The sequence below is a fragment of the Clostridia bacterium genome (assembly GCA_035628995.1).
Classification (GTDB): Bacteria; Bacillota; Clostridia; order Lutisporales; family Lutisporaceae; genus BRH-c25.
Map to the genome: position 1 here is coordinate 1 of DASPIR010000023.1, position 24,702 is coordinate 24,702.

Genomic DNA, 24,702 nt, shown 5'->3' on the forward strand with positions numbered 1-24,702 from the left:
CGAAACCGACTCCAAGATAAGATTTCCCACAGAGTAATCTGGTAAGACCCCATGTAGACTACATGGTTGATAGGTCGGAGGTGTAAGCACAGCAATGTGTTCAGCTGACCGATACTAATAGGTCGAGGGCTTGATCTAAAAACAAACTTTACGATAATTATGTAGTTTTGAAGGTACAACACCAATTGTTGGTATTGCGTAAGCAGTACGCGCAATTTGGAAGTTGCCTTTTAAAATTTAATATGAATTGGCAAAATCAATTCAGTAATCTGGTGGCAATGACGGAGAGGTCACACCTGTTCCCATCCCGAACACAGAAGTTAAGCTCTCCAGTGTCGATGGTACTTGGACCGCAGGGTCCTGGGAGAGTAGATCGCCGCCGGGTAAAGCAAAAGAACAACAGTATTTACTGTTGTTCTTTTGCTTTACCCGTTAGCGACGAAGCTTCGCATCGTCGATTGCGATATATTAAGGAAAGCTGTTCTGCGCAGCTGTGCTTATGGGCAGCTCACGCAGAAAGCTTTGATCGCCGCCTGGGTCGTGCTTGCGGGTAGTTTGTTAAAGACTTGATCGCTGCCGGGTAAATAAAAAATACGATATGAGAAATCATATCGTATTTTTCTTTTTAGTTATTATTTATTTCCCAATCAGATATTTCGTATAAGGTGAATCTATTGGAATTATGATTGTGGGGTTACCCTTTAATGTCTTCTTATAAGATTCAAGAGTTCTTGTGAATTTATAGAACTCAGGGTCCTGGTTGTAGCTTTTCGCATATATCTTTGCTGCTTCTGCGTCTGCTTGACCTTTGATCTCTTCAGAGGCTGCATAGGACTTCGATATGATTATTTTAGCTTCCTTATCAGCTTCTGCTTTTATTGCGGAAGCTTCATTTTCAGTCGTAGATACGTATTGTTTTGCGATTCTTTCCCGGTCTTCCTTTATTTTCGCGTAGGCTGCCTCTTCTTCATCAGTGGGAATCCCAGTTCTTTTGAGCCTTACATCCACGATATCGATTCCTTTACCTTGAAGCTGTTTTCTGACTTCCGCTGTGATTTCCTCATTATAATCCTTGCCGGAAGCAGTGCCTTTAATGATTTCATCATAGGACAACCCACTGTATTTTTGCCTTACTGCAGAATAGACTGCACTTTCAATTAAAACCTCGGCGCCTCCTATTGTCTGGACATTGCTGATGAAATTGTGGGGCTCGGTGATTTTCCAAACTGCATAATTTGTAACAACAACATTCCTCTTATCCTTTGAAAACGCTTTTATTGGTTGGACCTCGTAATTTGAAAGCTTCTTGGTAAATGAATTGGTATTCTGCATAAGTGGAAGCTTGAAATACAGTCCAGGCTCATTTATTATTCTCTCCACCTTGCCGAATTGCGTGATGACAACCAATTCGTCCTCTTGCACTACTAACATGCTTGCAACAACTACAACTGTTAAAAGAACCAGCAGGAATATTATAAGCAGCTTTTTCATCAGAAGATCTAAGAATACGCTTTTATTTTTATGGTCTAAGTTATTGGAGGTATTCATTATTCTTCACCTCCAAGTTCTTTTATGGGAATATATTTGACAGCACCACTGCGATCATCCATTATGTAAATATTGCTGCCTGGAAGCACTTCCTCAAGGGTTTCGATTAGAAGTCTTGTCTTGGTGACATCCTTACTCAGCTTGTATTGCTCATAGAGGCTATTGAATCTTGCTGTTTCGGCTTTAGCTTTATTGAGTTTTTCCTCTGAATATGCCTCAGCTTCCCTTGACATTTTTTGAGCCTCACTTGCAGCAGCAGCAAGCTTCTGATTCTTATACTCTTCAGCTTTCGATACGAGGGTGTTTCTTTGCCCTATTACATCAGAAACACTATCAAAGGATTTCTGAACCTGAGCAGGTGGATGAGCTTCCTGGATTTTTACATCTAATACCTGTATGCCTATGTTGTATTTTGCAATGAGCTTTTCTAGCTGCTCCTTTGTTTTTATCTGTGCATCGATTTTCCCGTTGCCCAAAACTGAGTCAATAGTTGAATTCCCAATAACTGATCTAAGGGAAGCTATTATTGCATTCTCAAGTATTTCATCCGGGGCTTTGGCATTGATAAGGTAAGCCTTTGGGTCTGTTAACTTCCACTCTACAAGCATGTTAACCCAAAGTATATTGCCATCCCCTGTTATAAGTATAGAATCCTTCTGCAGGTCATCATCCTTCTGTTTCTTTATATTATTGAAGCCGATCTCTATAATATTTGCCTTATTGATATTAATAGCTCCAGCCTGCTGTATAGGATAGGGAAGCTTGAAATGTATGCCTGACTGTGTTATCTCTGTTATTCTGCCAAAAGTACGCAGAATTCCTACCTCGCCATCTTTAACAGTATAAACTGATGTAAAAATACAAAAAACAAATATAATTGCTATAAATAACGTTATCAGTCTTGATAAACTGAATACTTCTGTCAATATTGCATCGTGTTTCACGGTTTCACCCCTTTGTATGTTATAAAGTATTCCTTCTTTATTATGGACAGAAAATTTAACCTTCAACTATCATTATCTCAGAAAAAGCAAATAATTTCAATTGCTGCTGAAGTAGGGGAATCCAGCTTTAATTTGAGAGTTTTCTGAAATGCTCCCATAGTGATTATATTGTATGTAATTATATGATAAAATATCTTATGAAGAATTTTGATAAGGCAGCTTAAGAAAGCAAACGGGGTGATAGTATGGACAACACAGAAGGAATAAAAAAATCATTAGTGAAACGGCTGGAGAACCTTAAGGATTTAACTGTCGAAAAGTATCAGCTGGTTTCGGAGGAAATAATTGCAGAGATCTGTTATGTAACGGAGGAAACCGGCAAGGAGATTGCGGTATACATAGACAGGAAGGGTGGAGTGCTTGATGTAAGCATTGGTGACGAGAATACTGTCACTTTGAAGGATTTTAGCAGCAGAAGGTCAGAGGAAAGCTTAAGCGGTATAAGGTGTGTGCATACGCATCCAAACGGCGTAGGAGGACTTTCTGACGTAGATATCTCTGCGTTAAAAAAGATGAAGTTTGATATTATGGCTGCTGTAGGAGTAGCAGATGGGAAAATGACTAATGCAAGTCTGGCTTTTCTTGGAACTGACAGCGATAAGCAGCTTCAGACAATTGTTATGGGCCTTTATAGTCAGGATCGGCTCATGAAGGTTAATATTCTGGATATAATTAATGAAGCAGAAGCAAGCCTTAAGGATATAAGAAAATTAAGCAAAGAGGTTGATAGTGACACTGAGAGGGCAGTGCTTGTGGGCATAGAGGATGAGGAAGCTCTGGATGAGCTCAGAGAGCTGCTGAAAACGGCAGGAGGCTATGAAGTCGGCAGGATGGTTCAGAGTAGAGAAAAAAAGGATACCGCTTTTTTCATAGGAAAAGGAAAGCTTAAAGAGCTTATGCTTCTCAGTCAGGCAATGGATGCGAACCTTGTGGTTTTTGACGAGGAGCTTTCCGGAGCGCAGCTAAGGAATCTGGAAGAAGCTCTGGGGCTTAAAGTGATAGACAGGACTCAGCTTATACTTGATATTTTTGCTCAGAGGGCAAGGTCTAGAGAAGGTAAGCTTCAGGTGGAGCTGGCGCAGCTTAAATATATGATGCCACGATTAATAGGAATGGCGCAGCATATGTCAAGGACAGGCAGCGGTATCGGCAGCAGAGGGCCAGGGGAAAAGAAGCTGGAGGTAGACAGAAGAAGAATAAGGGATAGACTTAACGATTTGGAGAACGACCTGAAGGATGTTAAAAAGCATAGGGACCTTCAGCGGGAAGGCAGGGTATCCAGAAAGGTTTTTCAGGTATGCCTTGTTGGTTATACTAATGCGGGAAAGTCCACGCTGCTTAATAATCTTGCAGAGGCTGACATATATGCCAAGGACCAGCTTTTTGCCACCCTTGATCCTACTACCAGAAAGGTAACTCTCGGTAACGGCAAGGAGGTCCTTATCACAGATACAGTAGGTTTTATAAGGAAGCTGCCCCATGATTTGGTTGAAGCCTTCAAATCAACGCTGGAAGAGGTGCTGAATGCCGATCTTTTGATACATGTGGTTGATGGCAGCAACCCTGACTATGAAACTCAGGTGAGGGTGGTTATGGACGTATTGGCAGAGTTGGGCGCAGATGATAAGGATACAATAATTGCAATTAATAAGATAGATAAATGTCCTGGGAAATTTACTGCAGCCGAGTACAAGGATGTAGAGAATGCTGTGCATATCTCTGCTGCAGAAAGAATGGGTTTGCCTAAGCTGATTTCGCTTATTGAAAAATATTCAGGTATGCAGTCAAAGACTATAGAGCTCTTGATACCATACGCTGAGGGCAGTATGGTTTCCACCATATATGGCAGCGCTAACGAAGTAATAGAGGAGCAATACAGGGAAGATGGAATTTATATAAAGGCTGAGGTGGATGAAATCAGCTACGGAAGATTAGTCAAGTTTATCATTTAGATGTTTTGCGCAAAACGTTTAGGGGGTACAGCTTTGAATAAAAATAGAATCGGGTACATTTATGTTTTGCTGGCGGCATTCTTTTTCGCATTAATAGCCGTTATTGGCAAAACGGTAATGAACACCGGGATTAACGTTTTCGATTTGCTAATATTGCAGAATGCAGCAGCAGTAGTATTTATGCTTGCTTATTTTGCGGTAGTTGATATTAAAAAGCTTTTTCTTGATAGGAGCAGGCTAAAGACTATACTGATACAGGGCTTGATAGGCAGCGCAGGTACAACAATTCTTTTTTATCTGGCATTACAGAGGATGAATGCAGGGATTGCTTCCATGCTGCTGTTTACTCATCCTGTACTTGTATGTCTTTACTTTATGGCAACTAAAACCAGGAAGATAACGATAACCAGTAATTTGGCTCTGCTGTCTGCGTTTTTTGGGAGTATAATGGTAATAAATCTGTTCAACATTGATATTACAAAGACACCCCTTGCAGGGTTAGGCTTCGGAATATTGTCCAGTGCTGCGTATGCATTTTTTAACATATATGCAGATATTAAGCTTAAAGATTTTGAACCACTGGTCATAACCTTTTATACTACATTCACAATTCTAGTGGTGGCATTGATACTTCGCCCTGGCTTTTTCAGGTTTGAGTTTGTAATGACTACCGAGCTGCTGCTGTATATATGCGAGCTTGCATTGGTTTCTGGGATATTGCCCATCATATTCCTTTATTCAGGCATAAACAGGGTTGGGGCAGATAAAGCAAGCATAGTGGCAACCTCTGAGCTGCCAATAACGATACTGATGTCATTTTTTGTGCTGGGTGAAAGGATGGGGCCTGTACAGCTTGCAGGGATACTGCTTATAATGTGCTCGATAGCAATATTACAGTATGAGGGAGTACTAGAGAGGTTTTTCAAGTCGTATTCTCAATAGTTTCCTCTCCCGTCATTTTCATTGTCATCACATCTGAAATAGTTCTCGCACTTTTCATTTTTGTCGGCAGGGCTATTTTGTTTGTTTTGACGATATTTGGTGACGCCTCTTACCAAGGCATACGCTGCCAGCAGTCTTCTGATTTTCATTTGAACCCTTCCTTCCCGGTTTTTGTATTGGCTGCTTTGCTTTTCGATGTTATTTCATAAACCCCCACAATTAGGAGGAATACTCCGAAGGATTTTTTTAAAAGGTTGGAGTCAAGATTTACAGCAAGCAGAGAGCCTATTACTGCACCTATGCAGCCAGTTACCGCCAGTTTTATGAGCAGACCCTTTTCGATGTTCTTTTTTTTTGCATGTACAAATAGCGCAGCTATTGCTGAGGGTATGAACACTAATAGGTTAATGCTTTGGGCGACTTGCTGTTTTGTGCCGATTATGAAGACCAGAGCGGGAATCAAAATTGTTCCTCCGCCTATGCCCATACCGCTGATGATGCCAGATGCAAAGCCAATAAGTATTGTGAGCATTAGAACACCATCCTTATAGCGGCAATTATCATGAATATGCCGAATATTTTCCTAAGGGCATTTACAGGAACCTTATTCAGCAAGCAGGAACCAACCAATGCACCCATTACTGAGCCTATCGCAACCTTCAGAGCAAGATTAAGATCTATTACATCATAACTGAAGTATATAAAAGAGCTTATTAGGGATAAAGGAAGTATTATGGAAATTGCAGTTGCATGAGCTTTGTGATCCTCGATGCCCATAAGAAATACAAGGCAGGGAACAAGAATAGTTCCGCCGCCTGAGCCGAAAACACCATTTACAAGACCCACTATCAGGCCAATCAATGCAGTTTTTACTATGCTTGGGTTTTTATTCATATTTACTCCATTTTTAGAATTCTTTTGCTGCTTAAAATACGACTTTTCAGTATTAATCTTTGCAATACCTGTTTTATTATTGCATGTAAACATTCCCAAGGTAAATTTAAAACACAACTTGGATTTATTTTGCAACACACATTGATTATTTACATCAAATTTTAAGAATGCTATTATATATAAAGGCAGCAATGAAAAATGGCAAGAGCTGCTGAATCATAGATTTTTCAATTTGGAGGTCTTCTTATGATAAATGTTGATAAGGTAATAGACGAAGCGGTGGAATGGATAAAAAGTATTGTGAAAGAGGCAGGCGCAAAAGGAGTTGTGTTCGGTCTTTCTGGTGGAATAGACTCTGCTGTTGTGGCAGCACTTTGTAAAAAAGCTTTTCCGGATGACTCTCTGGGAGTTATAATGCCCTGCTACAGCAACCCGGTGGATGAGGAGCATGCGCATCTTGTGGCTGACGCATTGAAGCTGGAAACTAAGACGGTGGTACTAAATGATGCTTTTGATGCAATGAAAGCTTTGCTAAGGGTGCAGGAAGGTGACCCAAGACTTGCAGTGGCAAACATTAAAGCAAGGCTCAGGATGATTACTGTTTATTATAATGCCGGAGTAAGGAATTATATTGTTGCAGGGACAGGCAACAGGAGCGAGCTTACAATAGGCTATTTCACAAAATACGGAGATGGTGGAGTAGACTTCATGCCCTTGACGAGTTTTGTAAAAAAAGAGGTAGTGGAACTGGCATATAAGCTGGGTATTCCAGAAATTGTAATTACTAAGCCACCGACAGCAGGGTTGTGGGAGAACCAGACCGATGAGCAGGAGATGGGCATGAGCTATGAAGAGCTTGACAACTACATACTCACGGGGAATGGGTCAGAACGTATAAAGAGCAGAGTGGATGGCATGTATCAAAGAAGTGAGCACAAGAGATTGCCTGTACCAAAGTTTGTACCGACAGAAAAAGGAAATATGTAGTTTACATATAAAAGGACTTTGTGATAAAATTATACGTGGTTTTATTCATAAAGTTTAGGGGAGGTTATTCATATATGTCCGGACATTCAAAATGGGCCAATATTAAGCGTAAAAAAGGCAAGGTGGATGCCGTTAGAGGTAAGATATTTACTAAGATAGGTAAGGAAATCGCAATTGCTGCCAAAAATGGTGCAGATCCAAGCACTAATAACAAGCTTGCGGATGCGGTAGCAAAAGCAAAGTCTAATAATATGCCCAGCGATACTATACAGAGAGCTATAAAGAAAGGCGCCGGAGAGATGGAAGGCGTGAACTACGAAGAAATAGTTTACGAAGGCTATGCTCCAGGCGGAGTGGCAGTTATTGTTTCCACGCTTACCGAGAATAGAAACAGGACAGCAGGAGACGTAAGGCACATATTTGACAAAAACGGCGGCAGCATGGGAGTTTCAGGAGCTGTTAGCTGGATGTTTGATAAGAAGGGTATTATCATCGTTGAGAAAGACGGAAAGATAGACGAGGAAGAGCTTATGATGCAAGCTCTTGAAGCAGGAGCAGAGGACTTCAATGCAGAAGAGGATTCCTTTGAAATATTGACTTCCGCAGAAAGCTTCTCAGAAGTAAGACAGAAGCTTGAAGAACTTCGAATACCAATGGCTTCCGCTGAAGTAACAATGGTACCGCAGAATTACATCTCAGTTACGGCTGAAGACGATATAAAAAAGATAAACAAAATGATGGATATGTTCGATGACAACGACGACGTGCAGGACGTTTACCACAACGCCGAACTGCCTGAGGATGATGAGGAATAGTAACGGATAAGGGAATTACAATCAGACATGGCATACGACATGTACACCTTCCTATGAAAGTAAAATTTCATGAGGAGGTGTATTTTTTATATTAAAGCAAGTTGCAATAAAGGATATGGTAAAGTCAGAAGGAGATATCCCTGAATATTCGAGACATTTTGGAATACTAGTCAGAACGCTTTAAAAATTAATGAAAATAATGTAAAATATACCATAAGCATGCAACTAAATCTGGAATAATCCGTCTAACTTATAAATCAAACAATTGCACGCCGAAGGGCAATCATTAAATATGTGAGGTGATATCATGAAAAAAAGATCTTTAGGATCTATACTTTTTATTATCCTTATAGTCACAAGTATCATGTTTACTGGCTGCAGCAGCAAAGCCCCAAGTGAATCTGCACCTGCCGCACCATCAGAAGCTGGCTTTACAGTAGTAGACAAGGAAACAGCAGGCGTTACGCCGACATCAACATCTGCACAGATGCCAAATCGCAAACTCATAGTTAAGCTGCTTATGCAGATGAGAGTGGATAATATTGAAAAAAGCATTCTCGATGCTGAGGCAATGGCTGCAACTGTGGGTGGCTACACAAGAGAGTCTTACCAAAACGAATTATCAGGACAACTCACGATTATGATTCCGGCAGGACATGTAGATACATTTACTACAAGCCTTAGAAGCCTGGGTAAAGTAACTAATAGTAATCGCAAAACAGAGGATGTAACAGACAGCTATTTCGATACTCAAATTCGAATTAAAAATCTGGAAACTGAAATTGTAACGATGCGAAATCTATTGCAAAAACCGGGCTGGAAGGTCTCAGAGATTTTAGAAATTGAAAGAGAGATACGACGTCTTACTGATGAGCTTGAGTCTTTAAAGGGGTATATAACCAACCTTGATCGCCAAATAACTTATAGCGAAGTTCAAATAAGCTTTGAAAAGAGTCAAGCTGCTATTGGTTCTATTAGTCAGGACGGTCTTGGATATAAATTGTTACTTGCATTAAAAAGTGGGATAAATCTTCTAGTAGGTATTGTTACAGCCATCCTTAGCTTTATTGCATTTATATTGCCGATATCTCCCTTTGCAGTAATTGCTTACTTTGTCTTTCGTAAACCCATTCGTCGCTTCTATAAAAAAGGTCAGCAAGAGCCAAAACAATAATTTAGAGAGTATATTTCAGCAAAAGATTACATAGATGTGGATATGCTCGACGATAATGATGACATACAAAATGTACACCTTCCTTTATAAATGTAAAAATTCGAAAGGAAGGTGTATTTTTATGCTGGTACAGTATTTACAGAAGCAGCAGAACCTGATCCCTTTTGAGAACCAGTGGTAGAATTTATTTTACAATCAGTTCCCGGCATCTTTTCAGAGGTCAATTCTAAAAAGCAGTTGACTCTTTATCAGCACTATTGTATTATAAAATCATAAGAAACATATTATTGCTCGGTCAAAGCCTTATCAGCGAAAGCGATATGAGCGGAGTAAGTCATCTAAGTCCTTTAGGATATGATGTTCTTATATGAGACGAGACTGTCAGGGTGGACAGCCATTTATTATGGTTGTCTTTTTTGTTGTCCGAAACTCATTATAAGAAATGTCTTAAATGAAAGGAGGTGACAGATGTGAAGAAATTTAATAAGAAGAAACTCATCTTACCAGTTCTCTTAATGGTTATAGCATATGTTGCGGTGCCATTTATTAGCTCTGAAATTGACGCTTATGGAGCCTTTTTCTTAGTAGCGGTGGGTCTTGGATGCGGTATTATGATAAACCAATTTATTTTTAAAAAGGCATGATGTAGTAAAAAACGGTAAAAAATCAAAATATATGAATGCACAGTAAAAAGAGCCAATGTCTTAATATGCTATCTTTTTAGATACAGTTATAATATATCAACTGTCTATTATAAGGGTAGCATATTATTTTGATTATTCCGGCGCGATGTGCAGGACGTATACCACAACGCCGAGCTTCCAGATGAAGAAGAATAGAGGAAATTAGACAACCTGCTATATGAATGACAAGTTCATATAGCAGGTTGCTTTTGTTGGCGTATAATGGGTAATTAAGTTATAATAAAAATATCTATTGCATATTCAGATTAGTCTACGCTATCTCAAGTCAATAGAAAGAACGCTTGAAAGGATATAATTCCATGAAATCAAACAAGAGCTATATAATTGGAGTCATCGCTGTGCAAATGATACTGCTTCCATTACTACTCACAGTAGGGAGCTTTGTTTATTCACCTATAGCAAATCTGTTGTCTGATGCTATTAGAGAAGCAGGGCTTGGAAATGATGTTCAGAAGCTTTCTCACGTATTGGCTTTAGTACTTTGTACACTATTAGCAAGTGGAGCGGTGGGCTACATATACTCAAGACAATCTAAAACTAAGCCTGACTCTTCAAAGGCAAGATACATAGCTCCTCTGATACCAATAATCTATGCTTTTACTTTTGCCTTTCTTGCTGCTGTATTTTCAAAAGGCGACTACAATTCAGGCTGGTGGGGAGTATATATTTTCAAAAACCCCATGTTTCTAATATTTGATATATTTCTTGCTTTTACCGGCATGAATCAATTGATTCCTGTAGCAGAGCTTACGGCCTATACAAGCTTTGCATTGGGGTTTCTGCTTCAGGAGCAAGTTGCCAAGTCGGGTATAAAGGATACTGCTTCAAGAAATATTAAAGCATTATTAGTGGCTTTATGCTTGGCTGTAATTGTATTTACAGGAAACAGCAACAGAGATGTAATAGACAATGGAATAATTGAGATGATATACGGCGAGTCGAGTGTCGGGAAGGACTTAACAGAATACGATCTGTTGGAAATAGCTCCATTCAGGGAGGATAACGGCTTAGCGAAGCTTGACAAAGAAGCCTCTCTACAGTTTAAGGAGATTGACGATATGCCACGCCTTGACGGTGCAACTGCTGCATATCCGGTATATGCTGCTTTTGTTGAAGCAGTGTACAAGGGACTGGGTGATTATTATAATGCAAATAAGAATAATAACGATAAGGATATATATCTTGCATTTGTTGATAGTAACCAGCCTCCCTTTGATAAAATAAAATGTTCAAAGACCGACAAGGCATATGAAAGACTGATAGATGGACAAACAGATATAATTTTTGTTGCTGAACCGTCAAAATTCCAAAATGAATTGATAAAGGCAAAGGGTGACGAATTTGTACTTACTCCTATCGGCTATGAAGCCTTTGTATTTTTCACAAATGTTAAAAATCCGGTGGAAAGCTTGACAATAGGGCAGATACAGGATATTTACTTAGGCAAGGTAACCAATTGGAAGAAAGTAGGCGGTCAAAACAGGGAGGTATTGCCCTATCAGCGGCCTGAGAACTCCGGCAGCCAGACAGTGATGGAGAACAAGGTAATGAAGGATCTTCAGATGATGGGACCTACGAAGGAATCTTTGGTAGAAGGCATGGGTGGTATTATCAAGGAGGTTGCAAGCTACAAAAATTCCAGGAACTCCATAGGCTACTCTTTTATGTACTATTCATCCTCGATGATTAGGAACAACCAGATAAAATATATTGGGGTAAATGGAATAAAGCCCACTACTGAAACGGTGAGAAACAGGACATACCCCTTTACTGTCCCTGTATATGCAGTGACCTTAAAGTCGAATACTAAGGAAAAGGTAAGCAAGCTTATAGAATGGATATTATCAGAGGAAGGCCAAAGCCTTATTGAAAAAACCGGCTATGTACCTGCAATAAAGTAAGATGCCGAATTTGACACCTTACATATATCTATTTTACTATCTTATTGAATAGCCTTACAATTCTATCCATGAAATCTGAAGCAGACTTTAAAGCTGTGCTAAAGGTTGTATGAGTATCTTCAATTGTGACAAACTCCGGTATAAGATCATTTGCCAGTATATATTCTGATTGCTGTATATCTCTTAAGGCTCTTTCATACCCATCCCTGCAAAGTTGAATTTCGACAGGTTCCCTGGAACTTAAATTCCATGCCTTGCCATGCTCAAACACCCCATCTCTAGACATGATAAATATCTTATAATCATCAATGAAGGAACCCTTTATCATGTTTGACTGGGATGCTACAAATCCACTTTCAGCATTCAGAAGATCCTGCCCGAAAAGCTTCACTCTGCTTTCTCTTATACCAATAAGGTTCAGCATGGTAGGTAGAAAATCCATTTGCCCTCCCACGATAATATTCGTTTCACTTACAGCACTTCCGGGAATATGTATAATAAGCGGTACATTAAGGGATTCATCAAAGGTGTATTCATGACCTAGAAGCTCCGTCATAAGCTTATCGTTTTCAGTCACACCGTTAGGTATGCCTCTGTGGTCGCCATATAATGCTATGATTGAATTATCATACAGTCCATACCTTTTTAGCTCCTCTATGAAAAGCCCCAGAGCTTCATCTGCATAGTGAATTGCTTGGATATAGCGCCCTAGAGTTGTGTTTTCATGCTTAGGCAGCAGCTTCACTGTCTTATACTTCTTTGGCAGCGCATAGGGATGATGGCTTGAAAGTGTGATCAAAAAAGAATAAAAAGGCTGCTTGGCTGTGCTGAGGTATTTTGCAGATTGCCTCAAAAAGTATTTGTCGCTTAAGCCCCAGCCGAATATCTCTTCAGGATTGAAATCATGCATATTGATGAACCTGTCGTAGCCCATCATGGGATATATGGTCTGCCTATTCCAGAACTCCGGCTTGTAAGCATGAAACGCCATTGTATTATATCCTTGCTCCCTCATGATCATCGGCAAGCCCATGAATTTATTGTTCTGATACTTGCTGTATGCGGGTAAATCCATTGAGGGGTAAAGGGAATTCTGCGTGACGAATTCTGCGTCGGAGGTGCCGCCCTTTCCCAACTGCTGATAGTAGCGGTTGAAATATAGTGAATCCGAAAGCAGCAGCTTATTAAGGTTCGGTGTAAGCTTCTGTCCGTTGTAGTTCATATTTATCACAAAATCCTGAAGGGCTTCCACCTGAATGACTATAACATTCCTGTCTTTTGCTATTCCAAAAAATCGAGATTCTATTTCAAGCTTTTTCTTTTCTTGAGTTACTTGAAACCTGCTGATGTCGCTATCATTAACCAGTGTTTTATTAGAAAGCTGTGAAATATGATAATGCAGCAGGCCGAATTTCTCATATGCCTGCCCACTGCTTTTTATGCTGCTTAGAGAGAAGTCCGTGAATGTAAATACCAGTATAAGTGCAGCTGCGATAAGAGAAGGCATTACCCGTGGATCTGAAGCCTTTTCCTGATTTTTTAGAGAGTTATGGTGGAATATCAATATTAGAGCATCAGCAAACAGTAGGATATGCATGATTGAAAAGAGTGAGCTTACGCTGTCCCATATCGTAGGTAGAACTTTCAAAAACTGTAAATCCGAAGCTTCCGGCAGCACATTAAAATACTTGAAATAGAGCAGGTCTGCAAGCACTATAATTGCAAGGATTTCATGAACGGCAATCCTAAGAAAAAAGCTCTTTCTTGCAAAAACCAGGTTCAGCATTGTATATATTGCTAGTAGAAGCATGGAGGTTCTCAAGGCAGTCAGAAGCATATACTGGGGTTTTCCGACTGAGTAGTAAAGGGCTGTAAATTTACATAACGTGAAAGCAATCATAAGTAAGGTCTGCTGCAAAAGGTACGAATACTTTTTGTTAGTGAACATATATCAAACGTCCTTCCGCCATATTCTATCCATGAAAGATATATTTGGTGCTTCGCATAGTTCACTAAATCTATATTCGAATATGGTTATCCAACATTACTACAAGTATATGAGAATATCTTGATATTAGTTTAAAGATATGAGAATCTAAGAATAGAATAGTATCATGTACGAACAAGGAGGAGTATATTATGAACGCAAGAGAAATAAGGATAGGGGCAAAATACAGACATTTCAAAGGAAATGAGTACCTGGTGCTGCATGTGGCAAAACACTCTGAAACCTTGGAGGAATACGTTGTATACCAAGCTCTATATGGCGAGAAAGGTATTTGGATAAGACCGCTGGAAATGTTCTTAAGTATGAAAGAGGTAGAAGGAAAGCAAGTTCACAGATTTGAAGAAATAGTATAATTCAGCCTTGCTGCGCTGCAGCTTTCTCCATGATTTGCAGTACTGCAAGGTCCTTTTCCTTACACTCCATCATTATATCAAAATCATCCTTTACAAGCGCTACAGCCTGCTTGTAGTCCTCGAAGTCAATAAAATCCGAATGGTGCCTGTCAGTGGGGCAGCTTCTTCCACTGCTGAGGTGCATCTTAGGTCTTTGCCCTTTCCAAGAGTTCCTTATCCTTTCTATGAGCAGGGGCAGGTTGTCATTCTCATGGTTGCAGTTATGATGATGTATGTCCAATACCATTGGAATGTTCAGATGCTCGCATAGAGACAACACATCTTCTGCATTGAAAATTTTATCGTCGTTTTCAACTACGATTTTCTCCTTAATGTCATTATCCAGAGTATTAAAGCTCTTGATGAATCTTTCTATAGCCCTCTGCTTGCCTCCTGTACCGCTGCCTACGTGAAGGACCAGGATTCTATTTCCTACCATATTTGAAAGTCTGTTGTGGTGTTCAAGAATTGCGAAGCTTCCCTTAACTACCTCCGGCCTATCTGAATTAAGTACGCAGAACTGGTCCGGATGCATGCTTATTCTTATTTTGCCCCCATTGACTATTTCCCTTATCTTTTCAGACATGTTCTGAATGTCAGTATCCTCCCACCAATGCCAATCAGGCACATAGGTGGCAAGGGGTATTAGATCAGAGCTTAAGCGATACAGGCTTATGCCGCTCTCAATGCACCAAAGCATGATTCTGGAGACATTATAGAGGTTGTCGACTGCTATCAATCGAAGTCTTCGCATCCTTTCTGATTGTTCTAACCCTTCAAAGGTCTTTACGCTCATTGTCTTGAATCTGCCATTTTCCTTCATGCTCTTTGAGATACATGCAAAGCCTAATCGCAACATAATATCATCCTTCACAACTTTAGTATTCTATTCGGCTATATTATTTGAAGAAATTTTCATTCTAATGCGTATATACCTATGATGATATTTACAAGGAGGACTGAAAATGGATCAGGTAAGAAGAGGAGAAAGTGGTTTTTTCGGCATAATAATATTCGGTTTATGTGTTTCACTTATCTCGTTAAGCCTGGGACTTATTGCTGCTCCAGTGGCATATCAGTTAGTTGAATACAATCTCAATATGGACGGCATCCAAATCAATGGATTGTTGGGTTTCTTGGGAATCAGCACCACACCTATGCAGGAAATGCTGATATTTATGCTTTTGGGTGTATTTATTGGAATAGGAAGCTTGCATTTATTCAATAAGACTGCATATTTAATGGGTGGATTGCTGAAAGTCATGTCTCCTACACAGGTTAAAGACTAAAAGTCTACTTCAGGGTATATAAATAGCAACTAAGTAAAAAATATTGAAGAAGCTATTTCAAATATACTTTGGAGGTAATATAATGAATAATGGAGCATATGAAAAGGTTGTTAACGGAAGAAGCCTGAACAATATTTTCGGGGAAATCCAAAAGCTCAGTACGGTCGAAAGCTATCTTATACATGTTGAGACAATAGATGGTGCTGAGAACAATTTCATTGAGGGTGCGAAGAATGGTCACAGAGAGGTCGAGAACCTATATGTATCCAGTGACAATATGACAGGTTTAAAAATGGTATAGTAGCGGCGATAAAGGAAGGGGGTGCGGCTTGCATGGGGTGAATGACAGGGTGAACTGTATAACCTGTACTCATTATTATGTGACTTGGGATAGAAGTTTTCCCAATGGCTGCAGACTTTTCGAGTTTGAGACGGGCAAACTGCCTTCCCAACTGGTACAGGAGTCAACTGGAGACAGCTGCAAAAACCATATTGAGAAGAAAAAAAACAAGAAAAATTTATAATTAGGAATAAAAGCTGATATTTTGGAAATAATACCCTCCAGAACAATATGGAGGGAAAATTATGTTTGAAGATAGAAGTATCAGACGCAAAAGAAGGTATATACTAGCTGCAGTCTTTCTGCTACTGGCTTCTGCCGCATTTGGAGTTGGCTACTATTTTAATGCCGAGGCTCCGGAGGCATTGGACGATTCTGCAAACCCATCAAAGGTGAACCTGCAGATACCTGACAGTTTGATAAATCCAGCAGACAGCAAGCTGCCCTATGAGCCGGTGAATGCTGATACTGATGATACTACAGCATTAAACATGCCGAACAAGTATTTGCTGACTCCAAATACACAATTGATTTTCAAAACATATTTCAATTCCTGCAGACATACTACAGAAAAGGCTGTACCGGCTTCCAGAGAAGAAGTGAGTATGAACGAGCAGCAGTTGAAGGATAAATATACGAGCTGGGAAATAACTGCATTCTCACCTCCAATAGTTGAATTAAGCAGAGCAGTTGATGCATACTGCCCCATCCATTATATTATAGGTGTAGACAATGGGTATATTGCTATATATGTATATGATGAAAACGGGCAGAAGGTTATGCAGGAAAAGACCGACATTTCTATTGCTACTCTTACTCCGGAAGATCAGCAGGCCCTTAATGGAGGAATAGTGGTGGATACAGAGGACCAGAAGGAACAAACCCTGGAAGGCTTTAGCAATTAGAAGATATGGTAGAAATGTTTTCTACTAAGAAATTCCATGAACTTATGCTCTATCGCGTAGCTCTCGCTAAGCGACCCGCATAAGGGAATTTCTAAGTGGAAAACAAGTCTTTAGCAGGTGAAATACTGCTTTATTTTTTTGCAAAAAAAGGTTATAGTATAATTTAGCGAATATATGTTTGGTGGTGCATTAATATTGTTGATTTTAGGAATTGACCCGGGTATAGCAATACTTGGGTTCGGACTTGTACGGTACGAGGCAAACAAATTTACAGTAGTAGATTACGGAGCAATTACAACAAATGCAGGCACGCCGATGTCAAAAAGGCTAACCCAGATATACAATGACCTTATTGATTTAATAGAAAGGTATAAACCTGACGCATTTGCCGTTGAAGAGCTGTTCTTCAACAAAAATATTAAGACAGCGCTGACGGTAGGACATGCCAGGGGGGTAGCGGTTTTGGCAGGTGCAAAGTCTGGGATACAGGTTTATGAATATACTCCTCTTCAAGTCAAACAGGCTGTGGTAGGGTATGGAAGGGCTGAGAAGAGCCAAGTACAGCAGATGGTGAAGATTCTTCTGAACCTTAGGGAAATACCAAAGCCTGACGACGTTGCAGATGCTCTGGCTGTTGCTATTTGCCACGGGAATTCCTCCAATTTCTCAGAACAATTCAGATTGTAGAGGTGAAAGGATATGTATGAATATTTAAGCGGGATAGTGGACTATATGGGCGCGGATTATGCTGTGATAGATATTTCGGGTCTGGGCTACAGGGTGTTCACTTCACAGAATACTATGAAGAGTCTTAAGCTTGGCGAAACCTCGAAGATTTTTACACATTTGATCGTCAAAGAGGATGATCTGGTGCTTTACGGCTTTTCTACCAGGGATGAGCTTTCCATGTTCAAGCTGCTGATATCGGTATCGGGAGTTGGGCCGAAGGCTGGAGCTTCACTGCTCAATCAGTACAAAGCATCTGATATAGCGGCGGCTATTATCAGCAGGGACATAACAAAGCTTACAAAAGCTCAGGGTATCGGGAAGAAAATCGCTGAAAGAATAATACTTGAGCTTAAAGACAAGATAGATACAGAAAGTGCTATTGGAGGAATTGAGGCTTTCGATGGTGGAGATGAGGTATCCCAGGTAATTGAAGCTTTGGTTTCTTTAGGGTATAATTATTCTATAGCAGCGACTGCTGTTATGAAGCTAAAGGATACAAAGAAACCTATCGATATTCTAATTAAGGATGCATTAAGGCAGCTTGCAACAATGTAGATTTATAAAGTGAGGAAGTACTATGGAAGATAGATTGATAACACCAAAGATAATGGAAGAGGACACTGAGGTTGATACAAACCTGAGGCCGAGATCTCTTGGGGAATATATAGGACAAACCAGCGCCAAGGAGAAAATAGATATTTTCATACAGGCGGCAACTAAAAGAAAAGAGACTCTTGACCATGTTCTGCTTTATGGACCTCCTGGACTAGGCAAAACAACCCTTGCCAATATCATTTCCAATGAGCTGGGAGTAAACATTAGGATTACCTCTGGCCCGGCAATAGAAAAGCAGGGGGACTTGGCAGCCATTCTCACGAATCTTAATAATAATGATGTGCTGTTTATCGATGAGATACACAGGCTAAATCGAAGTGTTGAGGAAATCCTTTATCCGGCTATGGAAGATTATGCTTTGGATATAATAATTGGCAAGGGACCCAGCGCACGCTCCATAAGGCTTGACTTGCCGAGATTTACGATGATAGGTGCCACAACGAGAGCTGGAATGCTTACATCTCCGCTCAGAGACAGGTTTGGAGTAATTTGCAGGCTTGAATATTATACTAATGAAGAGCTATATCAGATAATCACAAGGTCTGCAAAGATATTGAAGATAGAAGTGGACAATGATGGAGCCCTTGAGATAGCAAGAAGGTCAAGGGGAACCCCGCGTGTTGCCAACAGGCTTTTAAAGAGGGTAAGGGATTATGCGCAGGTCAGGGCTGAAGGTATCATCGATAAAGAGACTGCTGACAAGGCATTGAAGCTTCTTGAAATAGATGACATGGGACTTGATGAAATTGACAAGAGGATGCTACTGACAGTCATCAACAAATTCGACGGCGGACCGGTTGGCTTGGATACCCTTGCTGCATCCATAGGGGAAGACAGCGGTACCATAGAGGACGTTTATGAGCCGTACCTTCTGCAGATTGGCTTCATTAACAGGACTCCAAGAGGAAGAATTGCGACCAAATCTGCTTATAAGCATTTTGGAATTAATAAAGATTAACCAGGGGTGAAACAATTGAAACTGCTGCTTCATATGTGTTGCGGCCCATGTGCTGTTTATCCTCATAAGATTCTCAGTAAGGAGCATGATATAACGGGATTGTTCTATAATCCCAATATACACCCTTATACCGAATACAAGAAAAGAATGGATACAGCTCAAGAGTTCGCAGATAAATCAGAGTACAAGCTTATAACAATAGATGAATACAACTTGGATGAATTCCTCAGAAATTCAGCCTTCCGGGAGGGGCAGCGGTGCATGATGTGCTATGCTGACCGTCTTGAGAGAACTGCTTCTGTTGCAAAAAAAGGGAAATTTGACGCTTTTACAACCACTCTTTTGGTAAGTCCCTTCCAGAAGCATGAGCTTATCAAAAGGATAGGCGAAGAAGCGGGAAGTAAATATGGAGTTGAGTTTCTGTATAAGGATTTCAGGGAAGGCTTCAAAGAGGGCGTGGAAAAGTCAAAGCAGTTGGAGCTTTACAGGCAGCCATACTGCGGATGCATATACAGCGAGAGGGACAGATATATGCCTAAGATAAAGGGCGAAAGAAAACAACAATAATAAATCCAACACAGACATGTTGAAGGGAGTAGTGCTAATGAAAGCAAAAAAAGCCGTACTAACCTACTTAGTAATTACTGCAGTTGCTTTAACATCCTTTTCTTTCAATGTTGAAACGGTACATGCCAGCGTTCCGGTCCCTGAAACAATAAAAGTGGGGCTGGGCTTTGGATCGTCTGCTGCCAACATATTTACCCTGGGCAGTGAGACAGGTATGGAAATTTTGGGTTTTGAAAATGGTGAATATAAGGACTTGATTGAAGTGACCAACCCTGCAGGAATCAAGGTACGCAGAGATAAATACTACAATATAGTGAACAGTAAGGAACGTGAAATAAACTATGTGAAGGCAGCCAAATATGAAGGGGAAGTAATAGGACCCTATCATATACAGATAGGTGATGTTTTTCCTGACATAGAAGCGGCCAAGCAAGTAATAGCACAGGTGTCCTCCATTACTCCGGCAGTGTTTCCTGCATATGAGGGCGGCTGGCGGGTCTGGTCGCAGCTTTACTTGGAAGAAAGTGAATGCCTTAACCAGATAAAGGTTATGCAGAATGAGAAAAGCGATATTAGCTATTCGGTGGTATACCCGGATAGAAAAAGAATACAGATCCTGGATGGCGCTACCGGACAGATGCTGCTTGTATTGAACAGTGAAGCAAAAACAAAGGTTATGCCCAAGGATATACAGGGGAAAGTCAGTTCAATACAGTACAAGACTAAGAAATACAGGGGAAGCATAACAATGCAGAGCCTGGCTGAAAGTGATGTTACATTAATCAATGAGCTGCCCTTTGATCAATATCTATACAGCGTTGTCCCTTCTGAAATGCCGGCGACCTGGCATGTAGAGGCATTGAAGGCTCAGGCAGTAGCTGCGAGGAACTTTGCAATCGTAACGATGGGCAGGCATAATGCACAAGGTTTTGATTTGTGCAGCGTTGAACACTGCCAAGCATACAACGGTATAGGACAGGAAAGCAGCACGACCACTGAAGCGGTAAATGCTACTAAGGGAAAGATACTTACATACAATGACAAGCTTGTCACTACATATTTTCACTCTAGCAGCGGAGGCCATACAGAGAACATTGAGAATGTTTGGGGGAGCAATCTGCCTTATATCAGAGGAGTAGATGATCAATACGGTCTGGGAAGTCCCTACGATAACTGGACTCTTGATATGGATAAGACAGCATTAAAAGAAAAACTAACATCGGCAAATATAGATTTAGGTGAAATCTTAGATATAAGAGTATTGGAGGTAAGCAGTTACGGGCGTGTAACAAAGCTTGAAATAAAAGGCACAAAGGAAACCAGGATATTCGAAAAGGAAAAGATAAGGAGCATTATAGGCACAAAATCACTTAAAAGTATATGGTACAAGTTGAAAACCGATGCGGATATCTTTGTTAGAGGATCACTTTTAGGAACTTCCGAGTCGGGCAGAGCTTCGAATATGTATGTGATTTCTGCTGCAGGCAAAGCTAAGGTCAGCAGCCCGAAAAACTTGGTAGCCATAAAAGGCATGAACAGTACGAAAGCCTACAATGTGATACCCAATAAATACACCTTCGACGGAAAGGGTTTCGGGCACGGTTTGGGAATGAGCCAGTACGGTGCAAAAGGAATGGCTGAAGCAGGTAATAACTATCAGAAAATATTGGAACACTATTATCAGGGATCAAAAGTACAATAGAAAGAAGGCATAAGATGGAGCTTAAGGATTTTCACTTCGATTTGCCTGAAGAGCTTATCGCACAGGAGCCAATAGTCAACAGGGATATGTCCAGACTGTTGGTGCTTGACAAGAATGATGGAGAAATAACACACAGAAGTTTTAGAGATATTTTGGAATACCTGCATAGTGGGGATTGCCTCGTGCTGAATAATACCAGGGTAATACCCGCAAGGCTGTTCGGAGTAAAAAAGGACAGCTTGGGCAGTATTGAATTCTTGCTTTTGAACAGAAAAGAGAAGGATGTCTGGGAGGTTATACTTAGGCCGGGAAAGAAGGCAAAACCCGGTGCAAGATTCCTCTTCGGGAATGGAGAGCTTGAGGGAGAGATACTTGAGATCCTTGAGGGCGGCAATCGGCTGGTGAGGTTTCATTATCAGGGTATTTTCGAGGAAGTGCTGGATAGGTTGGGAAATATACCTCTTCCTCCATATATAAAAAAACAGCTGGAGGATAGGGAACGATACCAGACAGTGTATTCCAAGCATGAAGGTTCTGCGGCTGCACCAACTGCAGGGCTGCACTTCACTAAAGAGCTTCTGCAGCAGCTGGCGGATAACGGAATAATAATAGTTTATGTGACACTTCATGTTGGGCTCGGTACCTTCAGACCTGTAAAGGTTGATAATATCATGGAGCACAAGATGCACTCCGAGTACTATGAGCTAAGCACAGAAAGTGCTGAAACTATAAAAACCGCCAAAATTAATGGGGGGAGAGTTATCTGTGTAGGAACTACCTCCACAAGGACTCTGGAATCAATAATGCAGAAAAAAGGCAAGCTCCAGGCAGACAGCGGTTGGACAGACATATTCATATATCCGGGGTACAAGTTCATGTTAACAGATGGACTAATTACGAATTTTCATCTGCCGGAATCCACACTGCTTATGCTGGTAAGTGCATTGGCGGGAAAAGATAACATAATGAAAGCATATAAAGAAGCCATAGCAGAGCGCTATAGATTTTTCAGCTTTGGTGATGCAATGCTTATAATTTAATTATATGTCCCGCCCAGGCAAAGTATTGCCTGTCAGCATTGAACTTGGCTTCAATGAATGGACAAATTAATGAATGCTTTACTAAAGTAAAGCTAGGAGGTAAATTCAGTTGACAATAAGATACGAGCTGATAAAAGAAGACAAGAAAACCGGTGCAAGATTGGGGAAGCTCCATACACCGCATGGAACCATTGATACGCCTACGTTCATGCCGGTAGGGACTCAAGCTACTGTAAAAGCCATGTCTCCAGATGAGTTGAAGGAGATTGGCGCACAAATAATATTAAGCAATACTTATCATTTATATATAAGACCTGGACACAAGCTGGTAGAGAAGGCAGGCGGACTTCACGGGTTTATGAATTGGGATAGACCCATACTTACTGACAGTGGAGGCTTTCAGGTGTTTAGTCTTAATGATTTGAGAAAGATATCAGAAGAAGGGGTTGTATTCAAGTCCCATCTCGATGGATCCAAGCATCTTTTTACTCCCGAATATGTTATGGAGATAGAAAACTCTCTTGGGGCAGACATTATCATGGCTTTTGACGAATGCACCCCATATCCCTGTGAACATGATTACGCGAAGAAATCAATGGAAAGAACGATAAGATGGCTGCACAGATGTAAGGAAGCTCATAAGAATACAGAGAAGCAGTCGCTTTTTGGAATTGTCCAAGGAAGTGTCTATAAGGATTTAAGAATTGAAAGCGCAAGAAGATCTGTGGAAATGGATTTACCCGGGTACTCAATAGGTGGATTGAGTGTTGGGGAGCCTAAGGAAATAATGAATGAAGTGCTGGAATATACAGTACCGGAGCTTCCGAAAGATAAACCCAGATACCTTATGGGGGTGGGTAGTCCTGACTGCTTGCTAGATGGCTCAATCAGGGGAATAGACATGTTTGACTGTGTGCTGCCTACAAGAATTGCACGAAACGGGACTGTGATGACTTCAAAGGGAAAGCTTGTTGTAAGGAATGCAGAGTACAGCGAGGATTTCAGACCAATGGATGAGGAGTGCGACTGCTATGCCTGCAGGAACTTTTCAAGGGCGTACATAAGACACCTCATCAAAGCAGGAGAGATACTGGGAGGAAGGTTGACAACCATCCACAATCTTAGATTTCTACAGAATCTAATGGCCAAAATAAGGAAGGCAATAGAAGAGGATAGTCTTACAGAGTTCAGGAATGATTTCTTCGAAAAATACGGATATTAAGGTAATCATATATAAGACAAAATATAATTGGATAATATACAATAATGAGAAGGATTTTTGACTTGTTTATTGAATAATAAGCATGAAGGATATTTTTTAGAATCCTTCATAATATCAAAAGGTATAAAGGAGGAATATACAGAGTGAGTCAGTTTGGTTCTTTAGGATGGATTTTACCATACGCAGTTGTTATTGGGGCTTTTTACTTTTTTCTTATAAGACCTCAGAAAAAGAAGGAGAAAGCAACCCAGGAAATGAGAAATAGTATTAAAGAAGGTACAGAAGTTGTAACAATAGGTGGACTGTACGGCAAGGTTGTTAATGCGAAGGAAGATGTACTTACAATAGAAGTTGGAGCTGATAAAGTAAAACTCAAGGTTGCAAGATGGGCAATCGGGAAAGTTATAGAAAATAGCGAAGAAAAGTAACTTGAATTCAAGTTACTTTTCTTCTTTTAGAGAATAAATATTCCCTATAGTGAATAGATTTATAGAAACAAACCTGTTCTGCGATTAAAATAAATTACTATAGGGGGTTATTTTGTATGAGGAAAATGATAAACTATGCAAAGAAAGCGCCTGCAGAAGAAAAAGGAATTAATATATATGGGGTATTCCTGAAATCACTTGGGATATGCTTTACAATATCCTTTGCCCTAATTGTACTTTACGCATTGATACTATCATTCACAAGCATGAGTGATTCTTCAATGAACATGTCCATACAAATTATTATGATAGTAAGTATAACAATTTCAAGTATTTACGGGGGAAAGAAAATATCCAGAAAGGGCTGGTTGTTTGGTATAGCCCTGGGATTGCTGTTCACACTTCTGCTGGTTCCTTTGAGTGTGGGCTTCGGGCAGAATTTCAGTCTTGATAAATACTTCATGGCAAAAACCCTAATGGGTGGTGCTGTAGGGCTAATCGGAGGCATAATAGGCGTCAATCTCAATTGAAATTCCAATTAATTTCAAATTTTACTTTTCCATAAATCACTAATATGGTATAATTT

General features: G+C 40.3%; 28 protein-coding genes and 2 rRNA genes. 23 read left to right on the plus strand and 7 right to left on the minus strand.

The window, feature by feature from the left end:
- Both VEB00_06745 and rrf read left to right on the plus strand, forming a co-directional pair.
- Positions 1-138 (plus strand): 23S ribosomal RNA (locus VEB00_06745); the annotation flags it as partial.
- 130 nt (positions 139-268) lie between these two features.
- Positions 269-385 (plus strand): 5S ribosomal RNA (rrf, locus tag VEB00_06750).
- 251 nt (positions 386-636) lie between these two features.
- Here the strand turns inward: rrf and VEB00_06755 are convergent.
- Both VEB00_06755 and hflK read right to left on the minus strand, forming a co-directional pair.
- Positions 637-1,548, minus strand: coding sequence for a protease modulator HflC (locus VEB00_06755; GenBank protein ID HYF82709.1), 912 nt, complete (start codon positions 1,546-1,548; stop codon positions 637-639).
- Positions 1,548-2,492, minus strand: coding sequence for an FtsH protease activity modulator HflK (hflK, locus tag VEB00_06760; GenBank protein HYF82710.1), 945 nt, complete (start codon positions 2,490-2,492; stop codon positions 1,548-1,550). The genes VEB00_06755 and hflK overlap by 1 nt, the downstream gene beginning before the upstream one ends.
- Positions 2,493-2,737: 245 nt before the next feature.
- Between hflK and hflX the strand changes: the two genes are divergently transcribed.
- Positions 2,738-4,504, plus strand: coding sequence for a GTPase HflX (hflX, locus tag VEB00_06765; protein ID HYF82711.1), 1,767 nt, complete (start codon positions 2,738-2,740; stop codon positions 4,502-4,504).
- Between the two features lie 33 nt (positions 4,505-4,537).
- The gene (locus tag VEB00_06770; GenBank protein HYF82712.1) at positions 4,538-5,446 is read left to right on the plus strand and encodes a DMT family transporter; all 909 of its coding nucleotides are present in this window, start codon (positions 4,538-4,540) and stop codon (positions 5,444-5,446) included.
- Here VEB00_06770 and VEB00_06775 read toward each other — a convergent pair.
- From VEB00_06775 to VEB00_06785, 3 genes are read right to left on the minus strand one after another with little or no spacing between them, the layout of a single operon-like run.
- On the minus strand, positions 5,440-5,595 hold the full coding sequence (locus VEB00_06775) for a hypothetical protein (GenBank protein HYF82713.1): 156 nt from the start codon (positions 5,593-5,595) through the stop codon (positions 5,440-5,442). The two genes, VEB00_06770 and VEB00_06775, sit on opposite strands and share 7 nt — an antisense overlap.
- The gene (locus VEB00_06780) at positions 5,592-5,978 is read right to left on the minus strand and encodes a sulfite exporter TauE/SafE family protein (GenBank protein ID HYF82714.1); all 387 of its coding nucleotides are present in this window, start codon (positions 5,976-5,978) and stop codon (positions 5,592-5,594) included. The genes VEB00_06775 and VEB00_06780 overlap by 4 nt, the downstream gene beginning before the upstream one ends.
- Positions 5,978-6,433 carry a sulfite exporter TauE/SafE family protein gene (locus VEB00_06785; protein HYF82715.1) on the minus strand — a complete coding sequence of 152 codons (456 nt, stop codon included), beginning with the start codon at positions 6,431-6,433 and terminating at the stop codon, positions 5,978-5,980. Before VEB00_06785 ends, VEB00_06780 begins: the two co-directional genes overlap by 1 nt.
- Positions 6,434-6,586: 153 nt before the next feature.
- Here VEB00_06785 and nadE point away from each other — a divergent pair, with 153 nt between their 5' ends.
- The 5 genes from nadE to VEB00_06810 all read left to right on the plus strand — a co-directional run bounded on the left by nadE (position 6,587) and on the right by VEB00_06810 (position 11,921).
- Positions 6,587-7,327, plus strand: coding sequence for an NAD(+) synthase (gene nadE, locus VEB00_06790; protein HYF82716.1), 741 nt, complete (start codon positions 6,587-6,589; stop codon positions 7,325-7,327).
- Between the two features lie 74 nt (positions 7,328-7,401).
- Positions 7,402-8,142: a YebC/PmpR family DNA-binding transcriptional regulator gene (locus VEB00_06795; protein HYF82717.1), complete on the plus strand. Its 741-nt coding sequence runs from the start codon at positions 7,402-7,404 to the stop codon at positions 8,140-8,142.
- A gap of 307 nt (positions 8,143-8,449) precedes the next feature.
- Complete coding sequence (locus VEB00_06800; protein HYF82718.1) at positions 8,450-9,316, plus strand: DUF4349 domain-containing protein; 867 nt, start codon at positions 8,450-8,452, stop codon at positions 9,314-9,316.
- 470 nt (positions 9,317-9,786) lie between these two features.
- Complete coding sequence (locus tag VEB00_06805) at positions 9,787-9,960, plus strand: hypothetical protein (protein HYF82719.1); 174 nt, start codon at positions 9,787-9,789, stop codon at positions 9,958-9,960.
- Positions 9,961-10,319: 359 nt separating this feature from the next.
- Positions 10,320-11,921, plus strand: a complete 1,602-nt coding sequence (locus VEB00_06810) for a substrate-binding domain-containing protein (GenBank protein ID HYF82720.1) — start codon at positions 10,320-10,322, stop codon at positions 11,919-11,921.
- A gap of 28 nt (positions 11,922-11,949) precedes the next feature.
- Here the strand turns inward: VEB00_06810 and VEB00_06815 are convergent, their stop codons facing one another.
- Positions 11,950-13,869, minus strand: coding sequence for an LTA synthase family protein (locus VEB00_06815; protein HYF82721.1), 1,920 nt, complete (start codon positions 13,867-13,869; stop codon positions 11,950-11,952).
- Between the two features lie 191 nt (positions 13,870-14,060).
- On the opposite strand from VEB00_06815, the gene VEB00_06820 reads away from it, so the two are divergent.
- On the plus strand, positions 14,061-14,282 hold the full coding sequence (locus VEB00_06820; GenBank protein ID HYF82722.1) for a DUF1653 domain-containing protein: 222 nt from the start codon (positions 14,061-14,063) through the stop codon (positions 14,280-14,282).
- A 1-nt stretch (position 14,283) separates the two neighbouring features.
- Here VEB00_06820 and uvsE read toward each other — a convergent pair whose 3' ends face one another.
- On the minus strand, positions 14,284-15,180 hold the full coding sequence (gene uvsE / locus VEB00_06825) for a UV DNA damage repair endonuclease UvsE (protein ID HYF82723.1): 897 nt from the start codon (positions 15,178-15,180) through the stop codon (positions 14,284-14,286).
- Positions 15,181-15,286: 106 nt separating this feature from the next.
- Between uvsE and VEB00_06830 the strand changes: the two genes are divergently transcribed.
- The 13 genes from VEB00_06830 to VEB00_06890 all read left to right on the plus strand — a co-directional run bounded on the left by VEB00_06830 (position 15,287) and on the right by VEB00_06890 (position 24,646).
- Positions 15,287-15,610, plus strand: a complete 324-nt coding sequence (locus VEB00_06830; protein HYF82724.1) for a hypothetical protein — start codon at positions 15,287-15,289, stop codon at positions 15,608-15,610.
- Positions 15,611-15,692: 82 nt separating this feature from the next.
- Positions 15,693-15,911, plus strand: coding sequence for a hypothetical protein (locus tag VEB00_06835; GenBank protein HYF82725.1), 219 nt, complete (start codon positions 15,693-15,695; stop codon positions 15,909-15,911).
- Positions 15,912-15,948: 37 nt separating this feature from the next.
- Positions 15,949-16,134, plus strand: coding sequence for a uracil-DNA glycosylase (locus tag VEB00_06840; GenBank protein ID HYF82726.1), 186 nt, complete (start codon positions 15,949-15,951; stop codon positions 16,132-16,134).
- Between the two features lie 61 nt (positions 16,135-16,195).
- The gene (locus VEB00_06845; GenBank protein HYF82727.1) at positions 16,196-16,855 is read left to right on the plus strand and encodes a BofC C-terminal domain-containing protein; all 660 of its coding nucleotides are present in this window, start codon (positions 16,196-16,198) and stop codon (positions 16,853-16,855) included.
- 195 nt (positions 16,856-17,050) lie between these two features.
- Positions 17,051-17,542 carry a crossover junction endodeoxyribonuclease RuvC gene (ruvC, locus tag VEB00_06850; GenBank protein ID HYF82728.1) on the plus strand — a complete coding sequence of 164 codons (492 nt, stop codon included), beginning with the start codon at positions 17,051-17,053 and terminating at the stop codon, positions 17,540-17,542.
- Positions 17,543-17,554: 12 nt separating this feature from the next.
- Positions 17,555-18,139 carry a Holliday junction branch migration protein RuvA gene (ruvA, locus tag VEB00_06855; GenBank protein HYF82729.1) on the plus strand — a complete coding sequence of 195 codons (585 nt, stop codon included), beginning with the start codon at positions 17,555-17,557 and terminating at the stop codon, positions 18,137-18,139.
- A 22-nt stretch (positions 18,140-18,161) separates the two neighbouring features.
- On the plus strand, positions 18,162-19,157 hold the full coding sequence (gene ruvB / locus VEB00_06860; GenBank protein ID HYF82730.1) for a Holliday junction branch migration DNA helicase RuvB: 996 nt from the start codon (positions 18,162-18,164) through the stop codon (positions 19,155-19,157).
- Between the two features lie 15 nt (positions 19,158-19,172).
- On the plus strand, positions 19,173-19,724 hold the full coding sequence (locus tag VEB00_06865) for an epoxyqueuosine reductase QueH (GenBank protein HYF82731.1): 552 nt from the start codon (positions 19,173-19,175) through the stop codon (positions 19,722-19,724).
- Between the two features lie 37 nt (positions 19,725-19,761).
- A complete protein-coding gene (locus tag VEB00_06870; GenBank protein ID HYF82732.1) occupies positions 19,762-21,426 on the plus strand; it encodes a SpoIID/LytB domain-containing protein in 1,665 nt (554 codons plus the stop codon).
- 14 nt (positions 21,427-21,440) lie between these two features.
- A complete protein-coding gene (queA, locus tag VEB00_06875; GenBank protein HYF82733.1) occupies positions 21,441-22,466 on the plus strand; it encodes a tRNA preQ1(34) S-adenosylmethionine ribosyltransferase-isomerase QueA in 1,026 nt (341 codons plus the stop codon).
- Positions 22,467-22,575: 109 nt separating this feature from the next.
- Positions 22,576-23,688 (plus strand): tRNA guanosine(34) transglycosylase Tgt, encoded by a 1,113-nt coding sequence (gene tgt / locus VEB00_06880; protein HYF82734.1) that lies wholly within the window; start codon positions 22,576-22,578, stop codon positions 23,686-23,688.
- Between the two features lie 143 nt (positions 23,689-23,831).
- Entirely contained in the window at positions 23,832-24,116 is a 285-nt protein-coding gene (gene yajC / locus VEB00_06885; protein ID HYF82735.1) for a preprotein translocase subunit YajC, read from the plus strand.
- A 116-nt stretch (positions 24,117-24,232) separates the two neighbouring features.
- Positions 24,233-24,646, plus strand: a complete 414-nt coding sequence (locus VEB00_06890; GenBank protein HYF82736.1) for a TIGR04086 family membrane protein — start codon at positions 24,233-24,235, stop codon at positions 24,644-24,646.
- Positions 24,647-24,702 lie beyond the last annotated feature (56 nt).